Origin of the sequence: Roseobacter sp. SK209-2-6 (assembly GCF_000169455.1) — a bacterium.
Lineage (GTDB): Bacteria > Pseudomonadota > Alphaproteobacteria > Rhodobacterales > Rhodobacteraceae > Pseudophaeobacter.
Genome location: NZ_AAYC01000001.1, coordinates 1 through 26,772 on the forward strand (window position 1 = coordinate 1; position 26,772 = coordinate 26,772).

At 58.2% G+C, this 26,772-nt stretch carries 24 protein-coding genes and 1 pseudogene; 11 read left to right on the top strand and 14 right to left on the bottom strand.

The window, feature by feature from the left end; translation table 11 throughout:
• Nucleotides 1-130 precede the first annotated feature (130 nt).
• Entirely contained in the window at nucleotides 131-310 is a 180-nt protein-coding gene (locus RSK20926_RS23090; protein WP_008203509.1) for a hypothetical protein, read from the top strand.
• Nucleotides 311-405: 95 nt separating this feature from the next.
• On the opposite strand, the gene RSK20926_RS00010 is transcribed toward RSK20926_RS23090, so the two are convergent.
• Nucleotides 406-2,433 (bottom strand): NADPH-dependent 2,4-dienoyl-CoA reductase, encoded by a 2,028-nt coding sequence (locus RSK20926_RS00010; RefSeq protein ID WP_008203511.1) that lies wholly within the window; start codon nucleotides 2,431-2,433, stop codon nucleotides 406-408.
• A 143-nt stretch (nucleotides 2,434-2,576) separates the two neighbouring features.
• On the opposite strand from RSK20926_RS00010, the gene RSK20926_RS00015 reads away from it, so the two are divergent.
• Complete coding sequence (locus tag RSK20926_RS00015; protein WP_008203512.1) at nucleotides 2,577-3,059, top strand: RNA pyrophosphohydrolase; 483 nt, start codon at nucleotides 2,577-2,579, stop codon at nucleotides 3,057-3,059.
• Nucleotides 3,060-3,094: 35 nt separating this feature from the next.
• On the opposite strand, the gene RSK20926_RS00020 is transcribed toward RSK20926_RS00015, so the two are convergent.
• The gene (locus tag RSK20926_RS00020) at nucleotides 3,095-3,985 is read right to left on the bottom strand and encodes a DMT family transporter (protein ID WP_008203513.1); all 891 of its coding nucleotides are present in this window, start codon (nucleotides 3,983-3,985) and stop codon (nucleotides 3,095-3,097) included.
• 81 nt (nucleotides 3,986-4,066) lie between these two features.
• On the opposite strand from RSK20926_RS00020, the gene RSK20926_RS00025 reads away from it, so the two are divergent.
• Nucleotides 4,067-4,558: a MarR family winged helix-turn-helix transcriptional regulator gene (locus tag RSK20926_RS00025; protein ID WP_008203515.1), complete on the top strand. Its 492-nt coding sequence runs from the start codon at nucleotides 4,067-4,069 to the stop codon at nucleotides 4,556-4,558.
• 83 nt (nucleotides 4,559-4,641) lie between these two features.
• Here RSK20926_RS00025 and RSK20926_RS00030 read toward each other — a convergent pair whose 3' ends face one another.
• Complete coding sequence (locus RSK20926_RS00030) at nucleotides 4,642-5,631, bottom strand: adenosine kinase (RefSeq protein ID WP_008203517.1); 990 nt, start codon at nucleotides 5,629-5,631, stop codon at nucleotides 4,642-4,644.
• A complete protein-coding gene (gene nth, locus RSK20926_RS00035) occupies nucleotides 5,628-6,272 on the bottom strand; it encodes an endonuclease III (RefSeq protein ID WP_008203519.1) in 645 nt (214 codons plus the stop codon). Before nth ends, RSK20926_RS00030 begins: the two co-directional genes overlap by 4 nt.
• Before the next feature lie 253 nt (nucleotides 6,273-6,525).
• Between nth and RSK20926_RS00045 the strand changes: the two genes are divergently transcribed.
• The 4 genes and pseudogenes from RSK20926_RS00045 to RSK20926_RS00060 all read left to right on the top strand — a co-directional run bounded on the left by RSK20926_RS00045 (nucleotide 6,526) and on the right by RSK20926_RS00060 (nucleotide 9,855).
• On the top strand, nucleotides 6,526-7,374 hold the full coding sequence (locus RSK20926_RS00045; RefSeq protein ID WP_037253123.1) for a methylated-DNA--[protein]-cysteine S-methyltransferase: 849 nt from the start codon (nucleotides 6,526-6,528) through the stop codon (nucleotides 7,372-7,374).
• A gap of 203 nt (nucleotides 7,375-7,577) precedes the next feature.
• Entirely contained in the window at nucleotides 7,578-8,237 is a 660-nt protein-coding gene (locus tag RSK20926_RS00050; protein WP_037253126.1) for an OmpA family protein, read from the top strand.
• Between the two features lie 179 nt (nucleotides 8,238-8,416).
• On the top strand, nucleotides 8,417-8,959 hold the full coding sequence (locus RSK20926_RS00055) for an NADPH-dependent FMN reductase (protein ID WP_037253128.1): 543 nt from the start codon (nucleotides 8,417-8,419) through the stop codon (nucleotides 8,957-8,959).
• Nucleotides 8,960-9,012: 53 nt separating this feature from the next.
• A pseudogene (locus RSK20926_RS00060) lies at nucleotides 9,013-9,855 on the top strand (FAS1-like dehydratase domain-containing protein).
• A 286-nt stretch (nucleotides 9,856-10,141) separates the two neighbouring features.
• Here the strand turns inward: RSK20926_RS00060 and RSK20926_RS00065 are convergent.
• Entirely contained in the window at nucleotides 10,142-11,182 is a 1,041-nt protein-coding gene (locus RSK20926_RS00065) for an NAD(P)/FAD-dependent oxidoreductase (protein ID WP_008203530.1), read from the bottom strand.
• Between the two features lie 59 nt (nucleotides 11,183-11,241).
• Here RSK20926_RS00065 and mnmD point away from each other — a divergent pair, with 59 nt between their 5' ends.
• Nucleotides 11,242-11,910 (top strand): tRNA (5-methylaminomethyl-2-thiouridine)(34)-methyltransferase MnmD, encoded by a 669-nt coding sequence (mnmD, locus tag RSK20926_RS00070; protein WP_008203532.1) that lies wholly within the window; start codon nucleotides 11,242-11,244, stop codon nucleotides 11,908-11,910.
• Nucleotides 11,907-12,827 (top strand): DMT family transporter, encoded by a 921-nt coding sequence (locus RSK20926_RS00075; RefSeq protein ID WP_008203533.1) that lies wholly within the window; start codon nucleotides 11,907-11,909, stop codon nucleotides 12,825-12,827. Before mnmD ends, RSK20926_RS00075 begins: the two co-directional genes overlap by 4 nt.
• Here RSK20926_RS00075 and RSK20926_RS00080 read toward each other — a convergent pair.
• Complete coding sequence (locus RSK20926_RS00080; RefSeq protein ID WP_037253133.1) at nucleotides 12,792-14,750, bottom strand: lytic transglycosylase domain-containing protein; 1,959 nt, start codon at nucleotides 14,748-14,750, stop codon at nucleotides 12,792-12,794. The genes RSK20926_RS00075 and RSK20926_RS00080 overlap by 36 nt on opposite strands.
• Before the next feature lie 138 nt (nucleotides 14,751-14,888).
• On the opposite strand from RSK20926_RS00080, the gene dapA reads away from it, so the two are divergent.
• Nucleotides 14,889-15,761: a 4-hydroxy-tetrahydrodipicolinate synthase gene (dapA, locus tag RSK20926_RS00085; RefSeq protein WP_008203536.1), complete on the top strand. Its 873-nt coding sequence runs from the start codon at nucleotides 14,889-14,891 to the stop codon at nucleotides 15,759-15,761.
• A gap of 66 nt (nucleotides 15,762-15,827) precedes the next feature.
• Here dapA and RSK20926_RS00090 read toward each other — a convergent pair whose 3' ends face one another.
• The 3 genes from RSK20926_RS00090 to RSK20926_RS00100 form a co-directional block, all read right to left on the bottom strand.
• Nucleotides 15,828-16,289 carry a carboxymuconolactone decarboxylase family protein gene (locus RSK20926_RS00090; protein ID WP_037253135.1) on the bottom strand — a complete coding sequence of 154 codons (462 nt, stop codon included), beginning with the start codon at nucleotides 16,287-16,289 and terminating at the stop codon, nucleotides 15,828-15,830.
• A gap of 120 nt (nucleotides 16,290-16,409) precedes the next feature.
• The gene (locus tag RSK20926_RS00095) at nucleotides 16,410-17,297 is read right to left on the bottom strand and encodes a dimethyl sulfoxide reductase anchor subunit family protein (RefSeq protein WP_008203539.1); all 888 of its coding nucleotides are present in this window, start codon (nucleotides 17,295-17,297) and stop codon (nucleotides 16,410-16,412) included.
• On the bottom strand, nucleotides 17,297-18,061 hold the full coding sequence (locus tag RSK20926_RS00100) for a 4Fe-4S dicluster domain-containing protein (RefSeq protein ID WP_008203541.1): 765 nt from the start codon (nucleotides 18,059-18,061) through the stop codon (nucleotides 17,297-17,299). The genes RSK20926_RS00095 and RSK20926_RS00100 overlap by 1 nt, the downstream gene beginning before the upstream one ends.
• Before the next feature lie 107 nt (nucleotides 18,062-18,168).
• On the opposite strand from RSK20926_RS00100, the gene RSK20926_RS00105 reads away from it, so the two are divergent.
• Entirely contained in the window at nucleotides 18,169-18,843 is a 675-nt protein-coding gene (locus RSK20926_RS00105; protein ID WP_008203542.1) for a VPLPA-CTERM sorting domain-containing protein, read from the top strand.
• 116 nt (nucleotides 18,844-18,959) lie between these two features.
• Here the strand turns inward: RSK20926_RS00105 and RSK20926_RS00110 are convergent, their stop codons facing one another.
• From RSK20926_RS00110 to xsc, 5 genes are all read right to left on the bottom strand, one after another.
• A complete protein-coding gene (locus RSK20926_RS00110; protein WP_037253140.1) occupies nucleotides 18,960-21,785 on the bottom strand; it encodes a molybdopterin oxidoreductase family protein in 2,826 nt (941 codons plus the stop codon).
• 28 nt (nucleotides 21,786-21,813) lie between these two features.
• On the bottom strand, nucleotides 21,814-22,860 hold the full coding sequence (locus RSK20926_RS00115; RefSeq protein ID WP_008203545.1) for a YeiH family protein: 1,047 nt from the start codon (nucleotides 22,858-22,860) through the stop codon (nucleotides 21,814-21,816).
• A 149-nt stretch (nucleotides 22,861-23,009) separates the two neighbouring features.
• Nucleotides 23,010-24,029 carry a phosphate acetyltransferase gene (gene pta / locus RSK20926_RS00120; protein ID WP_008203548.1) on the bottom strand — a complete coding sequence of 340 codons (1,020 nt, stop codon included), beginning with the start codon at nucleotides 24,027-24,029 and terminating at the stop codon, nucleotides 23,010-23,012.
• Complete coding sequence (locus RSK20926_RS00125) at nucleotides 24,026-24,772, bottom strand: TSUP family transporter (protein WP_008203549.1); 747 nt, start codon at nucleotides 24,770-24,772, stop codon at nucleotides 24,026-24,028. Before RSK20926_RS00125 ends, pta begins: the two co-directional genes overlap by 4 nt.
• A 4-nt stretch (nucleotides 24,773-24,776) precedes the next feature.
• Nucleotides 24,777-26,555, bottom strand: coding sequence for a sulfoacetaldehyde acetyltransferase (gene xsc, locus RSK20926_RS00130; RefSeq protein ID WP_008203551.1), 1,779 nt, complete (start codon nucleotides 26,553-26,555; stop codon nucleotides 24,777-24,779).
• Between the last annotated feature and the right edge of the window lie 217 nt (nucleotides 26,556-26,772).

Sequence of the window (26,772 nt, forward strand, 5' to 3'; positions counted from 1 at the left end):
TCGGCGATGCCACCGCTCTGGTGCAGGGCTGCGCATGGTGAAATCCGAGGCCGAGGTCGCCAAGTGCGCCATATCTGCGGCATAGGCTCCGCCACATTCGAGCGCGTGCCGGGAATTTGTCTCGGCAGGCATGCCGCTGGAGGAGGTCTTTCGCGCCTACCGCCGCGAAGCGCTTTTGCAGGGTGCAGATGATGTGCCCTATCTGGTCGGCGGCGCCGATCAGGGCGGCTATGAGGATGTGATCTCCCCGCCCTCGCGCCGGCCCTTGCAGCAAGGGGATATCCTGATGCTGGACACGGGCTCTACTTGAGACGCCAAAGTTCCACAGAAGGGGTTTCGGCGCAGCCGAGGCTCCTGCGGGCGCGGGAGATTCCCGTTTCTATTCGCTCGATTTGAGTGTGGTGCCTAAAACTGTGCGGCCAGACGAGTACCCTGATTGATTGCGCGTTTGGCGTCCAACTCGGCCGCAACATCCGCACCACCGATGACATGGCAGGAGATTCCTTTTGCTGCGAGATCGTCAGCCAAGCTGCGATCCGAGACCTGCCCGGCGCAAAGAACAATCGTTTCGGCCTTGATCACGGTGGGGTTCTCCCGCGCTTCGCCAAAGCTCAAATGCAGCCCCTCATCGTCAATGCGCTCATAGTTGACGCCACCGACAAAATTCACCTCTTTCATCTTGAGGGTTGCGCGGTGGATCCAGCCCGTGGTTTTGCCCAGCCCCTTGCCATGGGCCTGTTTCTTGCGCTGCAGCAGTGTGACTTCGCGGGCGGGTGCCTCTGGACGGGGTCCTTCCGGCGCAAGGCCCGAGCGATGCTCTTCAGGGTCCGCAACCCCCCATTCACGCATCCAGGTCGGCAGATCCTCAGCCGGGCTGACTCCCTCATGCAGCAAATACTCACTCACATCAAAACCAATACCCCCAGCGCCGATAACGGCAACGCTTTTGCCAACGGGTTTCTTGTGGCGTAGCACGTCAATGTAGCTCAGCACATTGTCGCGGTCTTGGCCGGGGATCTCGGGGTCGCGTGGGGAAACACCGGTGGCAATAACAACCTCGTCAAAACCTGTCAGATCTTCGGCTGTCACCGCACGGCCAAGTTCCAGAGAGATTTCGGCATCGCGCACCATCGTGCGGTACCAGTCAACAAGCCCCCAGAATTCTTCCTTGCCCGGCACCTGCTTTGCCATGTTCAACTGGCCACCGATCTCGTCCGATTTATCATAAAGCGTCACCTGATGTCCGCGCACGGCGGCGGCAAGTGCGGTGGAGAGGCCGGCGGGCCCTGCACCGACAATTGCAACGGATTTCTTCTGCGCGGCCTCTTCCAGAACCAGTTCAGTCTCATGGCAGGCCATGGGATTGACCAGGCAAGAGGTCAGCTTGCCGCCAAAGGTATGGTCCAGGCAGGCCTGGTTGCAGGCGATGCAAGGTGCGATGCGTGCCCCTTCACCAGCCATGGCTTTGGCGACAAAATGCGCATCCGCTAGCATCGGCCGGGCCAGTGAGACCATATCAGCGCAGCCCGTGGCCAGCACCTCCTCGCCCACTTCCGGCGTGTTGATCCGGTTGGAGGTGATTACCGGAATGGAAACTTTACCCATCAGTTTCTTGGTGACCCAGGCAAAGGCCGCACGGGGCACAGAGGTGGCGATGGTCGGGATTCGCGCTTCATGCCAGCCGATGCCGGTATTGATGATCGTTGCGCCTGCCTTCTCGACTTCCTGCGCCAACTGCACCACCTCATCATGGGTAGAACCATTGGGCACCAGATCAATCATCGAAAGCCGATAGATGATGATGAAATCTGTTCCCACCGCCTCGCGCGTGCGGCGCACCACCTCGATGGGCAGGCGCATGCGGTTTTCATAAGAGCCGCCCCAGCGGTCCTCCCGCTTGTTGGTGTGGGTGACCAGGAACTGGTTGAGGAAATAGCCCTCCGAGCCCATGATCTCGACCCCATCATAGCCCGCTTCCTGTGCCAGACGGGCGGCATTCACGATGTCGGAGATCTGCTTTTCGATCCCCTCCTCGTCCAGCTCGGTCGGCGGAAAGGGAGAGATTGGCGATTTGATGGCGCTGGGGGCGACGCATTTCGGCCCATAGGCGTAACGACCCGCGTGCAGGATCTGCATGGCGATCTTGCCGCCCGCGTCATGAACGCGCTGGGTGACGATGCTATGGTTGGCGACATCCTCTGCTGTGGTCATCATTGAGGCGCCGGGCAGAACTGAGCCTTCCAGATTGGGGCCAATGCCGCCGGTGACCATCAGGCCAACCTCTCCGCGGGCGCGCTCTGCATAGAATTCCGCCACCCGGTTCCAGTCGCGGGTTTCCTCAAGCCCAGTGTGCATGGAGCCCATCAGCACCCGGTTCTTGAGCGTGGTAAAGCCGAGATCCAGCGGTGCAAGCAGGTTTGGGTACACAGTCATAATACTCTCCCTTGACGTTAACGTAAATATGACCTCCCGCGCAGGGAATTGTCACTGTGCAACGCGGCGTCACCCCCTTGAATGCCCCAGCGGCAGGGGGTCTAAAGGAAGGGACTTGTCTCACATGCCTGGAGCACGGAAGAATGACGCCTGAGGAAATCGCCAAATTGCCCTATCGCCCCAATGTTGGGGTGATGATGATCAATTCTGCGGGGCAGGTCTTTGTGGCGCAGCGCAAGGACCGGTACAAGGATGCCTGGCAGATGCCACAGGGGGGGATTGATGCAGGCGAAGACGCTCAGCTGGCGGCCCTGCGGGAACTGGAAGAGGAAACCGGCGTTTCCTCTGATTTGGTTGAGATCATAGCGGAGAGTAAGGGATGGCTACCCTATGACCTTCCGCATGATGTGGTACCAAAGTTCTGGGGGGGTAAATATCGCGGCCAGGAGCAGAAATGGTTCTTGATGCGCTTTACCGGGCGCGATGATCAGATCGACATCGAGACCGAGCATCCTGAATTCTCTGATTGGTGTTGGCAGCCGGTGGATCAATTGGTGGAGAAGATTGTACCCTTCAAACGTGAGGTCTATGCCCGCGTTGTGGAAGAATTCAGGGATCATCTCTGACCATCGCCTTGCTGCACAACAAGTTTGGCCTCCGATCAATCCGGGGCATTGATCGCGCCTTTTGGTGCCCTACTTTCGCGCCAAAGCCTCAGCTTGCTTTGTCCCAACCAGATGCTGAGCAAAGCTAGGATTGCCCCCGCGACCTGCATCACAGTCAGCCCTTCCTTCAGGAAGATCCAGCCAAGTGCCACAGCGGTCAGAGGGCTGAAAACGCCCAGGAGTGAGACCATCGAAGGTTCCAACCTGCTTATTCCGCGAAACCACAGGATATAGGTCAGGGCACCGCCGATCAGGCTCATATAGGCGAGGCCTAGCAGATTGCCTGCGTCCAGGCTTGGCAGGGCTTCTAGGCTCAGGGCTGTGACTGGGATCAACAGGAGGCCCCCGGCGGTAAGCTGCCAAGCTGTAAAAGTGAGCGGAGGGACAGGCGGCTGCCACTTCCGGGTCAGAACCACCCCAAGCGCCATTGATGCAGCACCCCCCAGTCCTGCCAATACACCCCATGCATCCAGCTCGGCGTCTGGAGTTAGGACCAATAAGGCAACTCCAACAAAGCTGAACCCGGCTGCAGCGGCAGCAGTTAGTCGAAGTTGCGCGCCTAGAATGGGCACGGAAAAGAGCAGGACCAAGAGGGGTTGAACTGCCCCCAGTGTGGCAGCGACCCCACCGGGCAATCTGTAGGCGGAGACAAAGAGAAGCACCCAAAACAGTGAGAAATTGAGCGCCCCCAGAATGGCCAGCCGTGGCAGCCAGCGGTTGGGTGGCAGTTGACGTACCAAAAGAAGCAGCAAAAGCCCCGCTGGCAATGCCCTGAGCAGGGCAACCAGCAGCGGTGATTGGCCGGGGAGCAGGCTGGTGGTGACGATGTAACTGGACCCCCAGATCGCAGGGGCCAATCCGGTTATCAGAAGATCGGTGCGCGTCATTTTGGATTCCTCATTTATCTTGACGTCAAGATATGAGTAAAAATCTTGACGTCAAGATAAAATATCTGCAATGCTCTGCGCATGGATCATGTAGATTTTGTAACCCAGCAGTGGGCAAAGGAACGCCCGGACCTGGATGTCTCTTCTATGGGCGTAATCGGCCGTGTGGCACGGCTCTATCTGGCCTATGGGGAAGGCATGCAGAAGAACTTTGCGTGCTTTGGGCTCAATGCTGCGAAGTTTGATGTTTTGGCGACTCTCAGGAGGGCAGGTGCGCCCTATAGGCTCTCACCCGGGGATCTTTTGAAAGCGACCATGGTGACCTCTGGCACCATGACCAACCGCATAGCGCGGCTAGAGGCGGATGGAATGGTGCAGCGCTTTATCAACCCTGATGACAGCCGCAGTTTTCTGATTGAATTGACCGAAGAGGGGCTGCTGCTGATCGACAGGGTGCTTGAGGCCCATGTGACCAGGCAATCAGAGATGCTTGCAGGTCTGTCGCAGGAGGAGCGCGCAGGATTTGAGGTCCTGCTGAAGCGGGCATTGTCGGTGGTGGAAAGCTCCGGCTGAGCGCAAGCGATGACGCTGCTGGAAATGCAATGCAAGGCCTGCGCGGATGAGGGGAAGCCCACCCGCGCAGGGATTTCTATTTCTTAGAGCAGGCCAGCGTCGCGCAGCAGTTCCAGCATATTGGCTTCTGGGCGGGGACCGATATGGCTGATCACTTCGCCTGCGCAGACATTGCCAATCTTTGCGCAGGTCTCCAAATCACGGCCCGTCGCCAGACCAAAGAGGAAACCCGCTGCAAACTGATCTCCGGCACCGGTGGCGTCCACCGGTACAACTTTGTTCACTGGGACATCGTGACGGGTCTCGCCGCTGATCACGGTCACGCCATCTCCGGAGCGCGTGCAGACAACCAGTGGGCAGATTGCGGCGGTTTTTGCCAGCGCTGCTTCCAGCTCTTCGGTTTCAAAGAGGGAGCGGATCTCATCTTCGTTGCCGATTACGAAATCCAGGTCATTCTCGATCAGTGACAGGAAATCGGAGCGGTGACGTTCGACGCAGAAGGGGTCAGAGATGGCGATACCACATTTGCCACCGCCCTTGCGGCAGTCCCGCGCTGCTTCCATAAACGCGCTTTTGCCTTTGTCTTTGTCAAAGAGATAGCCTTCGAGGAACATGATCTTGCTGCTACCAGCAACTTCAACAGGCACATCCTTACTGCTCAACTCTGATGAAATGCCCAGATAGGTATTCATCGAACGCTCGCCATCCGGAGAGACAAAGATCATGGAACGTGAGGTGGGCAGTTCCCCGCCAGCCACTGGCGGGTTTACAAAATCAACGCCGTCCTCGTTCATGGAATCGGCATAGAAATGCCCCAGGGCATCATCATGTACGCGCCCGATAAAGGCAGCGTTCAAACCCAGAGCGCCTGCACCGGCAATGGTATTGGCCACAGAGCCACCGGGAGTTTGCACCCGGTTTTCCATCGCCGCATAAAGCACCTCACCGCGCTCCCGCTCGATCAGTTGCATAATGCCTTTTTCGATCCCCATCAGGTCGAGAAAGCTGTCATCGCTTTGCGAGATGACATCGACAACCGCGTTTCCGATGCCGGTGATTTCATAGGTTTTCATAGGTTCTTGTCCTCAAATTGACAGAGATCGCGGATCAAGCAGGTGCCGCATTGCGGCTTGCGCGCTTTGCAGTGGTAGCGCCCATGCAGGATCAGCCAATGATGGGCATGGAGTTGGAAATCCGCAGGGATATGGTCTTCGATCGCGCGTTCGACCGCATCCACATCCTTGCCAGGTGCAATTCCTGAACGGTTACCAACCCGGAAGATATGGGTGTCTACCGCCTGTGCAGGTTGTTTCCACCACATGTTCAAGACCACATTGGCGGTTTTGCGCCCGACACCTGGTAGGGATTGCAGGGCTGCACGAGAGTTTGGCACTTCGCCGCCGTAGTCATCCACCAGGATCTGGCTGAGCTTGGCTACATTCTTGGCCTTCTGACGAAACAGGCCAATGGTTTTGATATGGTCCGTCACGCCTTCGATGCCGAGATCCAGCATCTTTTGTGGTGTGTCGGCTATTTCGAACAGGGCGCGGGTTGCCTTGTTTACGCCTGCATCGGTCGCCTGGGCAGAAAGTGCCACAGCGACAACCAGCGTATAGACATTGACATGCTCCAGCTCACCCTTGGGTTCTGGTTCAGCTGCCTGAAACCGCGTGAAGATCTCGCGCAGTGTATGATAGTCGAGTTGCTTTGCCATACCGCGCCTTATGGCTGTTTTTCTTTGCCTGCTGCAACGACAAAGCGCAGCGCTGGTTTACAAGGGCTTTCTGCTTTGCTCATTGGCCACAGCGGAGTGTCGAATGCCATGCACCTGCATCGTTTATGGCTCCTGGCCGAAATTTCTGATCAGCTCTCTGCTCTGGCGCAATCGCTTTTCGCAAGTTTCGGGTCGCCTGCTGTTGGTGGCTGCGCCTATGGTATGAGGCAAGCAACAGCAAATGAGATCGGTGATGAACGTCCAGCCTCAGGAACAGGAAAACAGCTACCACTATGGTGTTATGCGGCGTGCTATCGACCTCATTGATGAGGGGGGGGATGACCTCTCTCTGGAAGAGCTCGCCCGGCGGATGGAAATGAGTCCCGCTCATTTCCAGCGCCTGTTTTCTGCCTGGGTTGGGGTCTCACCCAAGCGGTATCAACAGTATCTGAGGTTGGGACATGCCAAAACGCTTTTGAGAGATCGGTTTTCGACCCTGGAAACCGCCCATGCGGTTGGACTGTCCGGGTCCAGCCGCCTGCATGATCTGTTCCTGCGTTGGGAGGCGATGAGCCCCGGTGAATATGCCCGCAAAGGCGCGGGACTGAAAATTCTCTGGGGTTGGTTTGATAGCCCCTTTGGGCTGGCGTTGGTTATGGGGACGGTCAAGGGGATCTGCGGCATGGGCTTTGCCGCTGAGACTGGCGCCGAACCCACCATGGCTGATATGCGCGCGCGCTGGCCGCTGGCCGAATTCGTCGAAGACCCGATGGCACTCCGCCCCATGGTTGAAGCTGCGTTTTCTCGCAAAGGCGAGACCATGCTTCATTTGATTGGGGCACCTCTTCAACTCAAGGTTTGGGAGGCTTTGTTGAATATCCCAAACGGCCATGTCACCACCTATTCGGAAATCGCCAAATCAATCGGTGCGCCAAAAGCGGTGCGGGCTGTGGGCACAGCCGTGGGGCGAAATCCAGTCAGCTGGCTGATCCCTTGTCACCGTGCACTGAAAAAATCCGGCGGTATCGGCGGTTATCATTGGGGGCAACCGGTCAAACGGGCGATGCTTGCCTATGAGTCTGCGCGCAGTGAAGACCAATAGATGGCACAATTGGTGTGAGCCCAAGGATTGCACCAATGGTTGTGGTTTCGGTAAAAATAACAGGCTTATGTCTGTGAAGAGAGGTGCGCAGTATTTCGCGCAGTAACGCACGGAAGTTCGACCGCTCTGGTCAAAGCGGGAAAAATCAGAAAAACCAGAGAGCGAACCGCCCCATAGGAGCGGCAGAGCAGAAAGGTTTTGAAATGACCCTTAAGAAAATCACGAGCGCTGGTGTAGTTTGCGCGTTGTTTGGCCTGAGCGCCTGTACGGACCCAGCCACCATCGGTACGCCAGACAGCAACACCCAGCGCGGGGCCATCTTGGGTGGCATCATTGGCGCGGGCGTCGGCGCTATCGCCAATGACTCTGATCGGGGGCTCGGGGCTGTCACCGGTGCCTTGGTGGGGGCAACCGCTGGTGGCGTGATTGGCAATCAGCTGGATGCGCAGGAGCGAGAGCTGCGGCAGTCGCTGGCAAATGACTCCATCTCGATCGTGAACACTGGTGACCGGTTGATCCTGTCCTTCCCAAATGATCTGACCTTTGCCACCGATAGTGCCGCGATTTCCCCGGTGGTGCAGGCGGATTTGCGGAGCGTTGCCGGTAGTCTGGTTCGCTATCCAAACAGCACAGTTCAGGTCATTGGCCATACGGATAGTGATGGCGATGCCTCTTATAATCAGGGCCTCTCTGAGCGTCGCGCCAATGCGGTTGCAGATCAGATCCAGGCCGGGGGTGTACCTTATCACCGGTTGCGGATTATTGGCCTGGGTGAAGAGCAGCCGGTTGCCTCGAACCTGACACCTGAAGGCAAGGCCCGCAATCGTCGGGTCGAAGTGGTGATCATTCCCCAGGCAGGATAGTGCAGTCCAGAGCCTGAACGAAAAAGGACCCGCATTTCTCTCTGAAAAGCGGGTCTGTTCTTTTTTGCAGGGGCTTCCGCAGGGTTGCACATGACTTGCGCGGTGGTTCGGGTTTTCTGTTCAGGTAATTTTCTTAGATCTTTGCTGTGTGAAACAGCATTCTAAACGGAGAGATGACAATGGCTGATCCGAAACTGCTCACGATCTCTGGCTCCTTGCGCGCGGAGGCAACGAACCGCAAGCTTTTGCGTGAAGCTGTGCGACTGTTTGGATTGGCGCAGATGACGGAAGCGGATCTGAGGTTGCCGCTTTATGATGGGGATGATGAGGCCCGTGACGGGGTGCCGAGCGTGGTGCAGGCCCTCGCGGATCAGATCGCTCAGGCGGATGCGGTAGTGATCTCGACACCGGAGTACAACAAAGGTCCTTCTGGAGTTCTGAAAAACGCGCTCGACTGGGTTAGCCGGACCCAGGGCAATCCCTGGGACGGGAAGCCGGTCGCAGTGATGTCCGCCGCTGCCGGTCGTGCGGGCGGGGAGAGGGCGCAGATGGTGTTGCGTGGTTTCCTGACGCCTTTTCAGCCGCGATTGATCACCGGCCCCGAAGTGCATCTGGCTGGTTCAGGGGAGGCCTTTTCGGAAGACGGCCGTCTGTTGAGCGATCACTATGCTTCTACATTGGAGCGGCTGATGCAGAAGCTTAGGAAAGAGATCCAAGAATAAGCGGACATCACTGAAGGGTTTGCTCTTGCACGTAGAAACTCTAATCTGCGCAAATGAATGGCACCTTTCTTTCGCAAAACTTGGACCTATCGGCGCAGTTCGAAACTCGCGTTCAGGATGTTCTAGACCCTGCTCGGGCTGCGGCTTTTCAAATCGCGCTGGGGCGGGAGCCTGATGTTACGATGGGTGCTGCACTGCCGCCCTTTTTCCACCAGCTCTATTTCTGGACTCCACAGCCTCCTGACTTATTGGGGCGCGATGGGCACCCCAGTTTGGCAGCAGGTGGCATCATTCCGAATTTGGGGCTGCCAAGACGCATGTAGGCCGGGGGGCGGTTGAGGTTTGAGCAGCCTCTTTTGGCGGGAATAGAGGCTGATAAACGCTCCACCCTGGAAAGCTGCACCCAAAAGGACGGCCGCAGTGGCTTGCTAGGGTTTGTCACTCTGCGTCATGAAATCTGGCAACAGGAGCGCCTCTGTCTGACAGAATGGCATGATCTGGTCTATCGCGAGGATCCGGACCCTAATGCACCGCCACTAGTTCCGCCCAAAGCCAGAGTGGATGAGGCTACCTGTGTGAAAAAGAGCTTTGGCTCCACTTTGTTGTTTCGCTACTCGGCGCTGACCTTCAACGGGCACAGGATTCACTATGACCTTGACTATGCGCGCGAGGTTGAGGGCTATGCCGGGCTGGTGGTTCACGGACCCTTGTTGGCGCAGCATCTGATGTTGCTGGCAGAGGAGCACCTAGGAACCTTGGGAGAATTCTCTTTTCGGGCAACTTCACCCTTGATGCATTTCGAAGAGGCGGAGTTTTGCATCAAAGACGGATCACTCTGGGTGCGCGGACCGGATGGGCGGCAATGCATGCAGGCAAGTGCTGCGGCAAAGATCTGATGCAAAAGAAGGCAATGTGCTCCCGCGTCCCAAGCTGCCCCTTTGGGACAGATTAGGGACTTGGGCCCGGCGCCGCTGGCGCGGCGAAAGGAATTGGGCTGAGAAGCGTTTTAAGAGCAGGGCTGCTCTTAAAAGCGCCAATTTGATTGTGATGTGATCTTTGGTGCCTCAAGGGTAAACCACGCATTTTGCGCGGCGGCTGCGCCGCCCTTGACCCACCAAAGATCCTTCCGCCAAAGGTCCGAGAGTGGTATCCTAAAAAGTAGGGTCAAAGGAGGAACCGTTCCTAGAGGTTATCTTCCACCCGGAACCCTTCAGGGATATTGTCTTGGCCTTCCAAAAGGAGGTCTGCCATGATCTCTGCCACTTTGGGCGCCATGCCAAAGCCGATTTTGAAGCCGCCATTGGCGATGAAGTGATCTTGCTTGTCCGGCCAAGCTCCGAGCAATGGCGCGCGGGTCTTGGCGCGGGGGCGCACGCCTGCCCAGCGTTCGATGACCTCTGCCCCGTGTAAAAGTGGGAGGGCGGTGCAGGCCCTGGCAATGACGTCCTCAAGCTGCTGGTCAGTACTGGAGGGATCATCAAAATCGCGCTCGCTGGTGGAGCCTATCGCCAGGGTTCCATCCGCATGGGGAATGATGTGCAACCCATCGGCGTAGAGCTGCGGTACTTCTCCGGCGTCAAAGCGCAGGAGTGCGGATTGGCCTTTGACACCATTACCGACGGATTTGCCAAAGACTGTAGATAGCTCCAACAAGCCCCGATACCCCGTGGCATGGACAACCTTACCCTGATCAGGAGCTTCGCTTTGAACCTCAACCCCGTGTACCGACAGGGCGGCTTGCAGGGCAGCGCCACAACGGCGGGGGTGCATGCGGGCACTCAGCGTGTCATGCACCACAAAGCCGGTAGCGCTGGGCGGGCACCAGGTGCCAAGTTCCTCGGCTTTGCACACCCGCCATTCTGCCATCCCTTGCCAGAAATCGCGCGCGGTGACTTCACGCTGGCGGGCAAGTTCAAGCGCGCGGGCATCATTTAGCGGCTGCAGGCGACCGGTGCGGCCATAGCCCGTGGAAACTCCGCCGACCTCTTCTACAGCGCTCCAAAACTCCTGTGCCATCAGCAGGCTTTCCAGCTGGAACTGCTTTTTGGCGTTCCAATTTTCGGGTACATGTGGGGCCAGGGCGCCAACCAAGCCGCCGCTGGAGCCGGAGCCTATGCCATAGGGGTCAACCACCTGGACCCTTGCGCCACGTTTGAGGCAGGCCCAGGCAATCGAGAGCCCAAAGGCGCCCGCCCCTCTGACTGTTACATCTGCCATTGCCATTTTCTTTCCCTTTCGCCAGTCTCGCGCGCGATCCGGCTCTTCACATAAGGGATATTAGCATGGCAGACCAGCAGGCCCGCCTTTCATGGCGCGATGGTAAGATTCCGGTCTCCGATCAATTCGACGACCCTTATTTTTCGATCCAGGATGGCCTGGCAGAGACTGAGCATGTTTTCCTTGCGGGCAATGACCTGCCAGCCAGATTTACTCCTGGGTTCCAGATTGCTGAATTGGGGTTTGGCACGGGTCTGAACATGCTTGCTGTGTGGCGGGCCTGGGAGCAGTCTGGACAGAGCGGAACACTGCATTTCACCAGTTTTGAGGCCTTTCCCATGACGCCGGATGAAATGGCAAAAGCGCTGGACGCTTTTCCTGCCATCACGCCTTGGGCTGAGCGTTTTTTGGAACACTGGTCAGGGCAAGGGCACTGTGATCTGGGGAACCTGCAGCTCGAGGTTGTCATTGGCGACGCGCGCATGTCGCTGCCAGAGTGGGCAGGTAAGGCAGATGCCTGGTTTCTGGACGGGTTCTCACCCGCGAAGAACCCGGAGTTATGGCAAGAGGATCTGTTGCAATCGGTGGCGGATCATACCTGTCCGGGCGGATCGGCAGCCACCTATACGGCTGCGGGTTTTGTACGCAGAGGGCTTGAAGCGGCGGGCTTTGCCGTCACCCGCATTCCCGGCTATGGGCGCAAACGGCATATGACGAAAGCGGAATTGGCATGAGCAACGCGCAGGCCCTGGAACAAGGTCAAAGTTCCGGCAAAGGCCAGACAAACAATGTGACACTCGGCATCCTCCTGATGATCGGGGCGACAATTGTTTTTGCCCTACAGGATGGGATTTCGCGCCATCTGGCAGGCACTTATAACACCTATATGGTGGTCATGGTACGCTACTGGTTCTTTGCCGCATTTGTGGTCTTTCTGGCGATGCGTGCACCGGGTGGCATCCGTGAAACGGCCCGCACCGATCAATTGTGGCTGCAGATATTCCGGGGCGTGTTGCTGGTCGGTGAAATCTGCGTTGCGGTCTATGGCTTTACCATTCTGGGCCTCATCGAAAGCCAGGCCGTGTTCATCTGTTATCCGCTCTTGGTGGCTGCACTCAGCGGGCCGGTCCTGGGTGAGAAAGTCGGCTGGCGGCGCTGGGCCGCTATTGGGGTTGGCCTGATCGGGGTGATGATTATTCTACAGCCCGGCGTTGGCGTTTTCGACCCTGCTGCGATCATCCCCTTTGTCTCTGCATTGATGTTTGCGGTCTACGGGTTGATCACACGCTATGCGGCGCGCCGGGATAGTACCGCCACCAGCTTTTTCTGGACCGGGGTCGCCGGGATGGTTTTCATGACTGCTGTAGGCATCTGGTTCTGGGAGCCGATGAGCCGGGGAGACTGGGGTTGGATGGCGCTTTTGTGCGTCTCTGGGGTGACCGGGCACTGGTTGCTGATCAAATGCTATGAGGTGGCCGAGGCCGGGGCGGTGCAGCCCTTTGCCTATTTCCACCTGATCTGGGCTGCCATCTTGGGGGTCATGGTCTTTGGTGAAGTCATCCGCATCAATGTGGCCACCGGAGCGGCCATCATTATTGCTGCGGGTCTGTTCACCCTATGGCGCGAAAGCCGCAAGCGTACTGCCAGCTAATTCCTTTGAGAAGGGCACTGGCAACGGCTCCTTCCCAAGGCGTGCGCGATATACTGGTAGGCTCTCGGTGACTCGCATCACGTAGTTGCGGGTCTCATTAAAGGGAATGTGCTCGATCCAATCGACAATCTCAGGCGTGCCGCCGCGAGGGTCGCCATAGCGTTCCATCCAACGGGTCGGGCGATGAGGGCCGGCGTTATACCCGGCTGCCATCATCACTACATTGCCGCTGAAGTCCCCCGCAAGTTTGGCCAGATATTGGCTGCCAAGCTTTGCATTGTAGTCCCATTCTTGAGTCAGGCGGCTTGTTTGGTGATTGGCAAGGATCCCCAGCTCACCTGCCACCAGCTTTGCCGTGGCGGGCATGATTTGCATCAGCCCGCGCGCGCCTGCATGGCTGATGACAACCGGGTCAAATTCGCTCTCGCGACGCGCGATTGCCAGGGTCATCTCTGTCGCCATCGGGAGGTTCTTTTTTGCCACCGGATGCAGCGGGAAATAGGCCCCCTCCAGTTCCAATCCAGCGCGGGCTGCACGTTTGGAAATCATGACGGCTAGATGTGGCTCGCCCAGCTCGACTGCCATCTGGCCCAGCTGTCGGGCCTGTACCGGTGGCAGGCTTTCGACCTGATGGGTGAAGAACCGTTCTGCCAGGGTGACATCACCCGCTTGCAGCAAAAGCAACCCCGCTTCGGTGACAGAAGAGTTCAGGAAGGCCGCACTGCGCCAGGGCGGCAGCTTGGGGGGGGAAGCAAGCGCTGGATCAAAGCCACGCCCCAGGGTTTCCGCTGCCAGGAGCCCATAAAAGGAGGTCTGATACTCCGCCGCCTTGGCATAGGCCTCATGCGCTTTGTCTACTTCACCAAGTGCCGCATAGGCCCGGCCCAGCCAGTAACCGCCGCGTCCTATCGAGATTGGCGTCTCGATGGAGGCCAGGAACCGTTCAAAATGATAGATCGCGAGCTTTGGGTCATCCAGCTTCTGGAGCGCGATATAGCCTGCCAGCCATTCACAATCAGAATAGCCATATCCGGCATCCGGAGTGGAGAAATGATGCGCGGCCAGTTGGTAGGCCTGTTCGTTCTTGCCGTCGCGCATCAACTGGCGCGCCATATCGCGACGGCGGCGTAGCCATTTTTCCGGCTCGCCAAGGCTTTCAGCGCTGGTACTGCGCGCCATCATCAGCTCAACTGCGGAATCGCGGCGCTTCTTTTTGTCACGCCAGGCAAATCTGTCATAGGCAAGGCCGGCTGATTTTTGCAGTTCAGCCGGAACCGCAGCAATTTTAGCGTCAACCCCATTGGCTTGCTCTTGCAGCGCGAGACGTGCTTCTGCCAGGGCGCGCTGGCCTTTGGGCAAGAGGGGCAACATCCTACCCGCACTGACATCATGACTGTCCCACAAAAGGCGATCCACCCGTGCCGCGTGATGGGGGGCCAGGAGCTTTGCGTGATCCTTCAGATAGGCTTCTTGGATTGCGCTCCCCATTGGCATGGTATGCCAGGCCAGAACCAGTTCCGCTTCTCCACTGCCGCGCTCATCGCGCGCAATCAAGGCGCGCGCAAGGCTCAGCGCCCCTTCAGCGGTTTGCGGCTTTGCGTCTTTGTAGAATTCCAGCACCACATCATGAGGCTCTGCCGCTATCAGGGGCTCGTTGCGGCGCCGGAGATAGGGCAGCCCGGGCCAGTCTGGCCTGCGGGACAGGAACATCATGACATCCCCAGCAGAGCCAAGTCGCGCGCGCAAACGGTGCCATTCCACGATATCCCGCGCCACAGTGCCTTCACCCCCTGCCGTGGTGAGTGCTTCATTCCATTTCTCGCTCTGCATCAGTGCCAGCGCGTCCTCTAGCGGGCGCGCGGCACCTTGATGGGGCAATGCGCTGAAAAGCAGCAGAGATATAAGAGTTAGAATGCGTGTCATGACTTGCTTTTTAATGCCTTCAAAGGATAGAGGCATTGACGATAGTTCGTGCAGGGCCAGTATCAACTCAAAATCTGGTCATGTCCATTTCAAGGCAGGCCTCCGCCTGTCAGATCCCGATGCTAAAGGAGCGTGCCCATGTTCAAAGGCTCTATGCCAGCCCTCGTCACTCCGTTCAATAACGGCGAGTTGGATCTGGATGCGCTTAAACGCTTGGTCGAATGGCATATTGCCGAAGGGTCCAGCGCTTTGGTGCCGGTTGGAACAACCGGTGAAAGCCCAACCCTGACCCATGATGAGCATGAGGCGGTTATTGCCGAGGTGGTCAAGGCTGCAGCTGGTCGCGTGCCGGTCATCGCCGGTGCAGGCTCCAACAATACCGTTGAAACGATTCGCTTTGTTGAGTTCGCGCAGAAGGTTGGCGCCGATGCGGCCCTTGTTGTGACCCCCTACTACAACAAGCCGACACAGCGCGGTCTGCTGGCACATTTTCAGGCAGCCCATGACTGCGCCGATGTGCCGATCATCATTTACAACATCCCCGGTCGCTCCATTGTGGATATGACCCCTGCGACGATGGGTGAGTTGGCCAAACTGCCACGTATCATTGGCGTTAAGGATGCCACTGGTGATATCGCCCGGGTCAGCCAGCAACGCGCTTCTTGCGGTGCAGATTTTGTCCAACTTTCTGGCGAGGATGCGACTGCGCTGGGCTTTAATGCCCATGGTGGCGTCGGGTGCATTTCCGTGACCGCCAATGTGGCGCCAAAACTCTGCGCTGAGTTCCAGGCCGCAACCCTTGCGGGCGACTATGCAAAGGCGCTGGAGTATCAGGACAAGCTGATGCCGCTGCATGAGGCGATCTTTATCGAGCCAGGCCTGGTTGGTGCCAAATATGGTCTCAGCAAATTGGGGCTTTGCAGCGAAGAGGTTCGCTCTCCGCTCACTGGCCTTGAGGAAAGCACCAAGGCCGCCATCGACGCCGCCATGGCGCATGCTGGTTTGCTGTAACCTTTTGCGACCCAAATCAATTTGACTAAGGCCCCGCATATCCTGCGGGGCCTTTTTTTTCACCTCTCACGCTGCAGCGGTTTCACCCTCAGCGGGGTGTGGAATTGCAAAACCTATAGCGAGGCGGTTCCAGGCGTTGATCGTGGTCACCAAGAGGGACAGCGCCACCTGTTCGCGGGTGTCAAAGTGCTTGGCCAACTCTTTGTAGATCTCATCGGGCGCTCCTTTGGTGCTGATTTCGGTCAGACATTCGGTCCAGCCAAGCGCTGCACATTCACGCGGTGAAAAGAGAGAGGATTCTCGCCAGGCATTCAGCAGGTGCATGCGGGTGTCGCTTTCCCCGTGCCTGCGTGCGTCATGGCTATGCATATGAATGCAAAAGGCACAGTGATTGATCTGAGAGGCGCGGAGTTTCACCAATTCGATCAGGCTATGCTCCAAACCGCTGTTGGCGATGGTTTCTTCCAGCGCGAGCATGGGTTTCATCAGATCTGGGGCAACCGAAAAATGGTCGATGCGGGCTGTCATTGTCTTCTCCTGTTTGGTGACATGCAAAGAAGACGAAGCGGCGCAGCAGGTTGTGACAGGTAACAGGAAAAAAGAGCGCCCAGATGGGGCGCTCTGTCATTCAACGTTTCGCTGTGATTTTTAGCGTTTGCCGTAGTATAGGCCAACAACATGTTCTGCCTGGGCAAAGAACAGCCAGCGTGAGGCCATGATGCCGGCAATATGCGCAAGCACGGCAACAGCGGCCATCAGGTGTTTTGCCATGCTCGATTCCGTCGGCAGCCAAAGGCACAGGATTGGCAGGATAAAGCCCAGGATCAAAGCGATGCCGCGCAGTTTCTGAATATGTTTGCGGCCAACCACATATACAAATTCCCGCAGCAGGTAGTTGCTGCCGGTATGGGGCGGTTCAAAGGCGCGCACTGCACCTCGATCTCCCAGGCCGGTTGCTGTTCCCATGGTGGTCCCAGAGGAGGCAAAGGCTTGATCCCCCTTGTGCCAATAGGCCAGTTGGACAACGCCCGCAGCCAGCAAAAGCCAAGGAGCCAGGCTCTCTTGTCCTGCCAAAAGGGCACCGCCCGACAGGCTGAAGGAAAGGAACATGACCGGGGTCACGGACATGTTCCAGCGCGGAATGGTCTTCAGCTGCGTATAGATCATCGAAGTGGTGAAGACGGTGGCAATGCTGAGGGCCGCGCCAATGAGACCAAGAAGCGTCCAGTGGGTTTCCAGGAATACGGCGCCAATGGCGTAGAGCCCCATGACCAGGAGTGCGGCAACAGCGCAGACGCCCTCACGGCTGAGCCAGCTGGTCTTCCACTGCGTGAAAGCACGCCAGGCACGTTCTGGATGGCCAAGGTGAAAAGTCGAGGCCAGCAATCCGCCAACCGCCAGCCCATAGGCGATGGCGTAGAAGACAAAGGCGACCCAGCCAGTAACCGGCGGGAAGCCCAGCCCCAGATAGGCCAAGAGGCCAAAGCCAAGTCCTGAAAGTGTGGTGAAAAGGATAACTGATGGTGCGGGATGCATCAGGAAGCTCCTCCCGGTAGTTTATCAAGTGCCTTGTCGAGCCAGCCCATAAAGCCGCCTGCCTCCTCAGTGACGGGTGCGAGCAGCGGGGCAAGGACATCGATCTGATCTTCGATCTGGTCTTTTGGACGCGGTGGCAGGTATTTGTTCACGGGTTTGGTGCCCATTTCGGGCATTAGATCCATACCGCCGCGCTCTGCCACCAGTTTGGAAACATCGCTATTGGGGTCGCCCAGATCACCAAAATGCCGGGCACCCGCGGGGCAGGTGCGCACACAGGAGGGGACTCGGTCCACCTCGGGCAGGTTCTCGTTGTAGATCCGGTCCACACAAAGCGTGCATTTCTTCATCACGCCTTCGGCCAGATCGAGTTCCCGTGCGCCATAGGGGCAGGACCAGGCACAGAGTCCGCAACCGATGCAATTGTCCTCGTTGACAAGCACGATACCATCTTCAACTCGCTTGTAGCTGGCGCCGGTGGGGCAGACGGTGACGCAGGGCGCGTCCTCACAGTGCAGGCAAGATTTTGGGAAATGGATCAATTGGGCGTGCCCCTCGTCGGGCTGCACCTCGAAACTATGCACCCGGTTCAAGAAGGTGCCTGACGGATCCCCGCCATAGGCGTCCTGATCGCTAAGTGGGGCCCCGTAGTTTTCGGTGTTCCAGCCTTTGCAGGAAATCACGCAGGCATGACATCCAACACAGGTATCGAGATCAATGACCAGACCCATCTTGCGGTCGGTGGTGGTAGGAAGTTCCGTCATATCTGGCTCCGTCCGGTGAGGGGGCTTGCTGGATTCATTACTTGTCCGAAGGCGAGGGGCTCTCTAGCTTCTTGCGCGTGGGTTATTGTGTGAATGGAGAATTCCAGATGAATATTTTGAAGACAGTCATTGTAACACTCTGCCTTTTTGGCGGCAGTTCGGTGGGGGCGACGACCCTTACCGAAGATTTTTCCTCTGGCCTCAACGGCTGGCGGGTATTTGGCACTTCCGGTGCTCAGCAACCTGGAGGGACCGCTGACAATGGGGCTGCCATCGTAGTTCAGCCGTCTGGTGGGCCCAGTGGCGCCTCGGATGCTTGGCTTTCGCTTGATGACACCAATAGCACCTGGATGCATGCGGTGTTCGGCAACGGATGGACCGGTGATCTTTCGGGCTTTGACGGGGGCGATTTCTCGCTCGATTACATCCGTACCGTGCCTGCGTCCGGCGGCTCTCTTTTTGGCAGCTTCGGTTTTCTGCGGGTGAGCGGTGGTGGCCAGACGGTTGGCCTCGACATCATTGGTCCAGACCCGAGTTCCACCTGGGCAACGGCCTCGATTGGGTTCTCCGCCAGCACCTTTGGCGTGTCGCAGAGCACCTGGACGAACATTCTGACAAATGTGACCGAGATTCGGATCCAGACTGAGAGCACCAGTGGATTTACCGAAGTCGTTGGGTTGGACAATGTGACCCTTGCCGCCGTGCCACTGCCAGCGAGCCTTTTGCTGCTGCTGAGTGCCATCGGAGGATTGGGTCTGCGTCGCCGCATTGTTAAAGGCTAACCTTTCTGGGCGGCCCTGGTGTTGGGCCGCTTTTTTGCTGGCCGCGTCCGTTTTCAAATGGATGCGGCCAGTGTCCCTTTTAGCAGACTTACTCAGAGCTGGGGTGATCCTTGAGATCATTTGCCCACCTTCCACTTCAGCTCTTTGGGCCCGGTACCAACTGGGGATTTGAGAGCCGGGAAAGCGGGTTGGCTTTCTGCGATCTCTTCCGGGGCACCGGCTTTTTCAATCTTTACCTTCAGATCGAACCAGGCCGCCTGACCGGTGATCGGGTCAGAGTTGGCCCAACGCATACCATCCCCTCGCGCGGGCAGCAGCTCATGGATCAGATGGTTCAAGAGGAAGCCTTTGGTGGCTTCGGGTGCATCCTCTTCCAGGGCCCAGGCGCCTTTGCGCTTGCCGATGGCATTCCAGGTCCAGACGGTGTTGTCGTTCAGCGCCGCCATTTCCATCACCGGCACCGTGATCGACCCATGCGGAGAGGAGACCTTGGCCCAGTCACCGTCCTGCAGCCCATGCTCACGCATCAGCTTGGTCGGCACATAAAGCGGGTTGCGCCCATGCAGCTGGCGCAGCCAAGCATTCTGTGTCCCCCAAGAATGATACATCGCCATCGGACGCTGAGTGAGCGCATTGACGGTGAAGCCTTCATTGCCGGTCTGATCGGTTTCATACCAGATCGGCAGCGGATCCATGGTCTCTTTCAGACGCTCGCGCAGATGTTCGGGTGGTTGGCGTTCGCCATGGCCCTCTGCTGCCAGCTGGAACTTGCGCACTGGCTCTGAGTAGAGCTGGAACAGGTAGGGTTGCGGGCTGTCATAAAGACCCAGGTTCACCGCCCAATCCTGATAGGCCATGTTCCAGGGCTTATAATAGCTTGCCTCATCCGGGATATGTTCCACAAAGAAGCCGCCATTCTCGATGTATTTGTCGAGCTGCTCTGGGTTGACCTCACCACGCCCGACCTTGTCACCGTTCTCACCACGGAAGCCCGCCAAGGGGCCAATGCCTGGCTTGCGTTCATGGTTGACGATGTAATCTGCGTAGTCCTGCCATTTGGCGGTGCCGTCTTCACGGGTAAAGCCCGGAAGCCCCATCTTGTTGGCAAGTTGCACCAGCACGGTTTGGAAGCCACGCACATCGCGGTCTGGTTCGATGACCGGCCAGCGGATCGCATCCGCGGCCCCGTCCGCCTCACAGATCGGGCGGTCCAGCAGGCTGATACAGTCGTGGCGCTCCAGATAGGTGGTGTCAGGCAGGATCAGATCCGCATAGGCCACCATTTCGGAGGAATAGGCATCGGAGTAGATGATCCGGGGGATCACATAATCGCCGTTCTCATCCGTGTCGGTCAGCATCTCCATCACACCCTTGGTGTTCATGGAAGAGTTCCAGGACATATTGGCCATATACATGAACAGGGTGTCGATCTTGTAGGGATCGCCTGCATGGGCGTTGGAAATCACCATATGCATGAGCCCGTGGGAGCTCATCGGGTTTTCCCAGGTGAAGGCCTTGTCGATTCGGGCCGGGCTGCCGTCGGTCTTCAGTGCCAGATGCTCAGGACCATGCACAAAGCCCAGGTGCGGGCCATCCAGCGGTTTGCTGGGGGTGACCCGGCAATGGGGGGCTGGGTGTGCTTCGACCGGCTTGGGGTAGGGTGGCTTAAAGCGGAACCCGCCAGGGGCCTCAACCGTGCCGAGGATGATCTGCAGAACATGCAGGGCACGGCAGGTCTGGAACCCATTGGCATGGGCCGAAACCCCGCGCATGGAGTGCATGGCGACCGGGCGACCAACCATTTTCTCGTGCTTTTCGCCACGGAAATCGGTCCATTCCTGATCGAGTTCAAAGGCCTCTTCAAAGGCAACGCGGGCGAGTTCGGCGGCGATGGCACGGATGCGTTTCGCAGGGATTCCGCAGCGCTCTGCCACAGCCTCAGGGGCGTATTCGTCCTTCAGATAGCGCTCGGCCATCAGCTGGAAGACGGTGATATGTTTGATACCGTCCAGCTCAAAGCTACCGCCGAGATCGGGGCGTACACCATGCATATCAAAGGGCGCGAGCTTTCCTGTGGTGCGGTTGATCACCAGCGGCGCGCCGTGATCGTCGCGCAGAAACAGACCTTTGTCAGGTGAGTTCGGGTCCTGATTGACCAGCACCGGCGCATTGGTAAAGCGCGAGAGATACTCCAGATCGATCTTGCCGGCTTTCATCAGGCAGTGGACAAGCGACAGGATGAACAGCCCGTCAGTGCCCGGTGTGATTCCAACCCAATCATCGGCAACTGCGTTGTAGCCAGAGCGGATCGGGTTGACGCCGATCACACGCGCACCACGCGCTTTGATCTTGCCGATACCCATCTTGATCGGGTTGCTGTCGTGGTCTTCTGCAACGCCGAACAGCATAAAGAGTTTGGTGTGATCCCAATCGGGCTGTCCAAACTCCCAGAAGGCACCGCCCATGGTGTAGATGCCGGCGGTCGCCATATTGACCGAGCAGAAGCCGCCATGGGCCGCATAGTTGCAGGTGCCGAAATTCTGCGCCCAGAAGCTAGTGAAGCTCTGTGACTGGTCGCGACCAGTAAAAAAGGCCAACTTTGAGGGGTCATCCTCACGGATTGGCTCCAACCAGCCCGCCGCGATCTCCAGCGCTTCGTCCCAGGAGATCTCCTCAAATTCACCAGATCCGCGCGGGCCGACCCGTTTCAGCGGTGCCTTGAGGCGAGAGGGTGCATTGACCTGCATGATCCCAGCTGAGCCTTTGGCGCAAAGCACACCTTTGTTGACCGGGTGGTCGCGGTTGCCTTCGATATAGGCGACCTTGCCATCTTTCATATGCACATTGATGCCGCAGCGGCATGCACACATGTAACAGGTAGTTTGACGGACCTCGTCCGACACTTTTGGGGATGTCTCCACCCGGGGTTGCTGGAACGTCATCTGGCCTCCCTTGCCTGTTCTTTCTGGATCAGGTCAGAACCGTGATCCCTGCCAGTATCAGCCCGGCAATGAACAGTGTTTCTACGATGATCAGGGCAATGGCCGCTCCACCCACGGCCAGCACCTGTTTCAGGTTGGTTTTCATGCCCACCGCGGCGATTGCGATGAGCAGAAGCCAGCGCGATGACTGGCTGAGGAATTCACTAAGTGCAGTTGGGATCAGACCAAAGGAGCTGAGACCAGCCAGACCGAGGAAGGCGACCACAAAGCCAGGTAGTAGCGGCGGGCGCTTGCCATCACTTGGCAGCTCGGCAAAGGAGCGGATCACCAGAGAGGCTACCAGAACAATAGGGGCCAGCATGGCCACCCGGATCAGCTTAACCAGGGTGGCACTGTCGCCCGCCTGTTCTGAAATCGAGAAGCCGGCGCCGACCACCTGAGCCACGTCATGGATGGTACCGCCCAGAAATACGCCAGCCTGGGTCGCGTTCAGCTCTAGGAAATTCACCAGGATCGGATAGGCAATCATGGCGATGGTTGACAGCACGGTGACGCCCATGACGGTAAAGATCAGGCGCTCTTCAGAGCGTTCGTCGCGCGGCAGGATGGCGCTGATGGCCATGGCTGCCGAAGCACCGCAGATTGCAACCGAGCCGGCAGTGAGCAGAGCAAAGCGCCATTTGTGACCAAAGAAACGCGCGACCAGCAGGCCAAATCCAATGGTGGCAACAACCCCACCAACTACGAGCGCAATAAGATCCCATCCCAGGCCCATCATCAGGGTCATGGAAACGCGTACACCAAGAAAGGCAATGCCCAGCCGCAGCAAGGTACGTGCGGAGAAGGAAATGCCGGGTACGGTCTTGCCCTCTTCTCCCAGAAAGCTCACCGCGATCCCCAACAGCAGGGCCAACAGCATCGCCGGAGTCGCGTAATGCTCAGCCAGGAACTGCGCGGTGACTGCCACGATGATGGCCATTGCAACACCGGGGAAAAGCTCCTGAGCCTTTGCCTTCAGATTGGCAGTCCCTCTGGCTACAATCTTGGCGTCTGTATGTGGCGGTGAAATGGCCATGGGTTTCCTTGTTCGTCGCGTTGGCGCAGGCTAGGCGTCTTAGCTGGATTTCGCGAGAATTTTCTGTGTCTTGATGGTTTTGCGAAACTTGATTTCGGTTTTTCTGATGTTTTGGCGCAGTTGTTCGCGATGAGGGCTGCAATGCTTGGCTATGATCCGGCGTTTTGTGCCTGCAACACGGTTACGGCAATCATCTCCACCACATCCTCTGCACTACAGCCGCGTGAGAGGTCATTGGCTGGCTGCGCCAGTCCCTGCAGAATGGGTCCGATGGCGCTATAGCCGCCCAGGCGCTGGCTGATCTTGTAGCCGATATTGCCGGCATCCAGATTAGGGAAGATCATCACGTTGGCTTGGCCTGCCACACTGGAGCCAGGAGATTTCTTCTCACCAACTTCTGGGGCAAAGGCCGCATCGAATTGAAGCTCGCCGTCGACTTGCAACTCCGGGCGTGTTTGGTGCAGCGCTGCGGTGGCCTCGCTTACCTTGGTGACCGCCGGATGGCGTGCACTGCCTTTGGTTGAGAAGGAGAGCATCGCAATCTTTGGTTCCTGCCGCAGGAGGTTTTGGCAAGACAGGGCAGAGGCGCTGGCAATGGCAACCAGATCCTCTGCGCTAGGATCAATGACCAAGCCGCAGTCTGAATAGAGCATGGCACGACTGTGCGCGGTTGCATTTTTTGGGGGATACATCAGGAAGAAGCTGGAAACCATCGCGGCATCCGGGGCCTTGCCAATCACCTGAAGGGCGGTCCGCACCACATCCGAAGTGGTGGCGACAGCGCCACCTACGGTCCCGGTTGCATGGCCTTCGCGCACGAGCATGGCGGCAAAGACAAGGGGGTCTTGCACCATTTCCGCTGCCTTTTCAGGTGTCATACCCTTATGTTTGCGCAATGCGTGGAAGGATTTGGAAAAATCGGAAGTGAAGGGGGATTTGGCAGGGTCCTGAATGGTGAGGCCGGGGCCGGAGGAAGTGCCCTGCGCGCTGAGCTCAGCTTCGACTTCCGCGGTTGCACCGACCAGTACGATATCGGCCAATCCAAGGCTGCGTGCTTTGATGGCGCCAGCCACAATGCGGGGATCACTCCCTTCACTGAGAGCGATCACAGCGCGCGAGGATGCAGGCGTCTGGCCGAGCAGAGCTGAAGGAGACAGAGCTTGGGTCATGCGGCAACCTTGACGATGTTTAGGATGGAAAAGAGCGTGAGCATGATGACAATCACACGGCGGAACTGGGCCTGAGAGGCAGAGGAAAAGCGCAGGCCTCCGGCCCAGACACCGGCCCCGAGGATCGGGAAGGCGATCGCAACACCGGTCAGAGTGTCGGTGCCGACCAGGCCATTGGCGGCCATCACCGGCAGCGCCATCACGTCGATGCCGGTGAGATAGACAATCATCACCGCACGGAAAACGGCAGGGGCCAGCGGCTGAGCGGTCAGGAAAGCCGCAGCGGGCAGCCCGCCCACGCCTGCGCTGTTGACCATGCCTGAAACGAACCCGGCCGCCAGATTACCTTTTGTGCCGATGGTTTGGCGCAGCTGCCAGCCACTCAGGAGAACAAGGCTAAGGAAGAGGATGATCGCGGAGATCGCCAGACGCGCCTGGTCTTCGCCGAGGCGGGCCATCACTGCAACTGCCGGCACAGTGGCCAGCCCGGCCCCAATCCACAGAGGCCAGACTCGGGACCAATCCACATGCGGGCGGATGCCGCGCGCCTGGAACAGTGTCATTGCGATTTCACAGGAAAAGATGACCGGGATCAGGGGCAGCGGATTGGTGGTGAGTGCTGCCAGGATGATAAAGATCGCGGAAAAGCCGAAGCCGGAGTAGCCCCGGATATAGGCCGCCGCAAATAATGCGGCGGCCAGATATGCCCCTTGGCCCATGGAGAGATCAAAGGGCAGTGTCATGGGATCAGACCTGCTGCTCGCGCATGTCTGCAGCGTCGATGCCTGCTACACGAACAGGCTTCTTCATCGCGTCGCGGCGGAAGGGCTCACCCAGTTCCTGGTTGATCATGGCCTCAATGAGGGTGGTGATGCCGTTTTCCATCTGATCTTTGATCGCCTGGTTCAATGCGGCGGTCAGTTCGTCCATGGTGCGGGCAACAACGCCTTTCAGGCCACAGGCATTGGCGATACCGGCGTAGGAGACCTGCTGGTCCAGCTCGGTGCCGACAAAGTTGTCATCGAACCACAGGGTGGAGTTACGCTTTTCAGCACCCCACTGGTAGTTGCGGAAAACAACCTGGGTCATGGCGGGCCATTCTTCGCGACCAATGGCGGTCAGCTCGGTCACTGCGATGCCGAAGGCACCGTCGCCCGAGAAGCCGACAACCGGAACGTCAGGGCAGCCGATCTTGGCGCCGGCAACCGCTGGCAAACCATAGCCGCAGGGGCCAAAGAGACCGGGGGCCAGATACTTACGACCTTCCTCGAAGGAGGGGTAAGCGTTGCCGATAGCGCAGTTGTTGCCGATGTCGGAGGAGATGATCGCCTCTTTTGGCAGTGCGGATTGGATCGCGCGCCATGCCATGCGGGGCGACATCCATTCCGGCTTGTCGTCACGGGCGCGCTGGTTCCAGGTGGTGCCCGGATCGTCGTCCTCGTGGGTCATTTCGGTCAGCTGCTGCGCCCAGCGGGTCTTGGCTTCGGAGACGCGTACCTTGCGCTCTTCGCGGCCTTCGTCGCCAGCGGTATCGCTCAGCTGCGCCAGGATGCCCTGTGCCACTTTGGCGGCGTCACCGATGATACCGACAGAGACTGTCTTGGTCAGGCCGATGCGATCAGGGTTGATGTCCACCTGGATGATCTTGGCTTCGGTCGGCCAGTACTCCATGCCGTAGCCTGGCAGGGTGGAGAAGGGGTTCAGGCGGGTCCCGAGGCAGAGAACAACATCTGCGTCCTTGATCAGTTCCATACCGGCTTTGGAGCCGTTGTAGCCCAGAGGGCCTGCAAACAGCGGGTGGTTGCCTGGGAAGGCGTCGTTGTGCTGGTAGCCAACGCAGACCGGGGCGTCCAGACGCTCGGCCAGCTCTTTGGAGGCTGCGATGCCGCCTTTGGACAGAACCACACCAGCACCGTTCAGGATGACAGGGTTCTTGGCGCCCGACAGCAGGGCCGCCGCGTCAGCAACCGCGGTCTCACCACCGGAAGGCAGTTCGAATTCGACAATCGCGGGCAGCTCGATGTCGACAACCTGGGTCCACATGTCGCGTGGGATGTTCAGCTGCGCCGGAGCAGAGGCGCGTTTGGCGTTCATGATGACGCGGTTCAGAACTTCGGCAACACGAGAGGGGTCACGCACTTCTTCCTGGTAGCAGACGCAGTCTGCGAACATGCGCATCTGTTCCATTTCCTGGAAGCCGCCCTGACCGATGGTCTTGTTTGCCGCTTGCGGGGTCACCAGCAGCAGGGGAGTGTGGTTCCAATAGGCGGTTTTCACGGCGGTCACGAAGTTGGTGATGCCGGGGCCATTCTGGGCGATCATCATCGACATCTTACCGGTGGCGCGGGTGTAACCATCCGCCATCATGCCGCCGGAGCCTTCGTGGGCACAGTCCCAGAAGGTGATTCCAGCCTGCGGGAAGATATCCGAAATTGGCATCATGGCAGAGCCGATGATCCCGAATGCATGCTGAATGCCATGCATTTGCAGGGTTTTGACGAAGGCTTCCTCGGTGGTCATTTTCATGGCGAATGCTCCTAAGTGAGACGCAAAGGCTCCCGGTCCTAAGCCGGGGATTGATACCGGTTTAGGCAGGCCGGGCGGAGCGGGTTAGGGCCAGTTTGCCTCCTGAACTAGGGCCAATTTACGCCAGTCATCTTGGTTCAGTGGATTTTTCTTATATGCTTCAAGGGATCGGAGTATGTCGTGAACCTATCTTGACGTGCAATAAGTGAGACAAAAA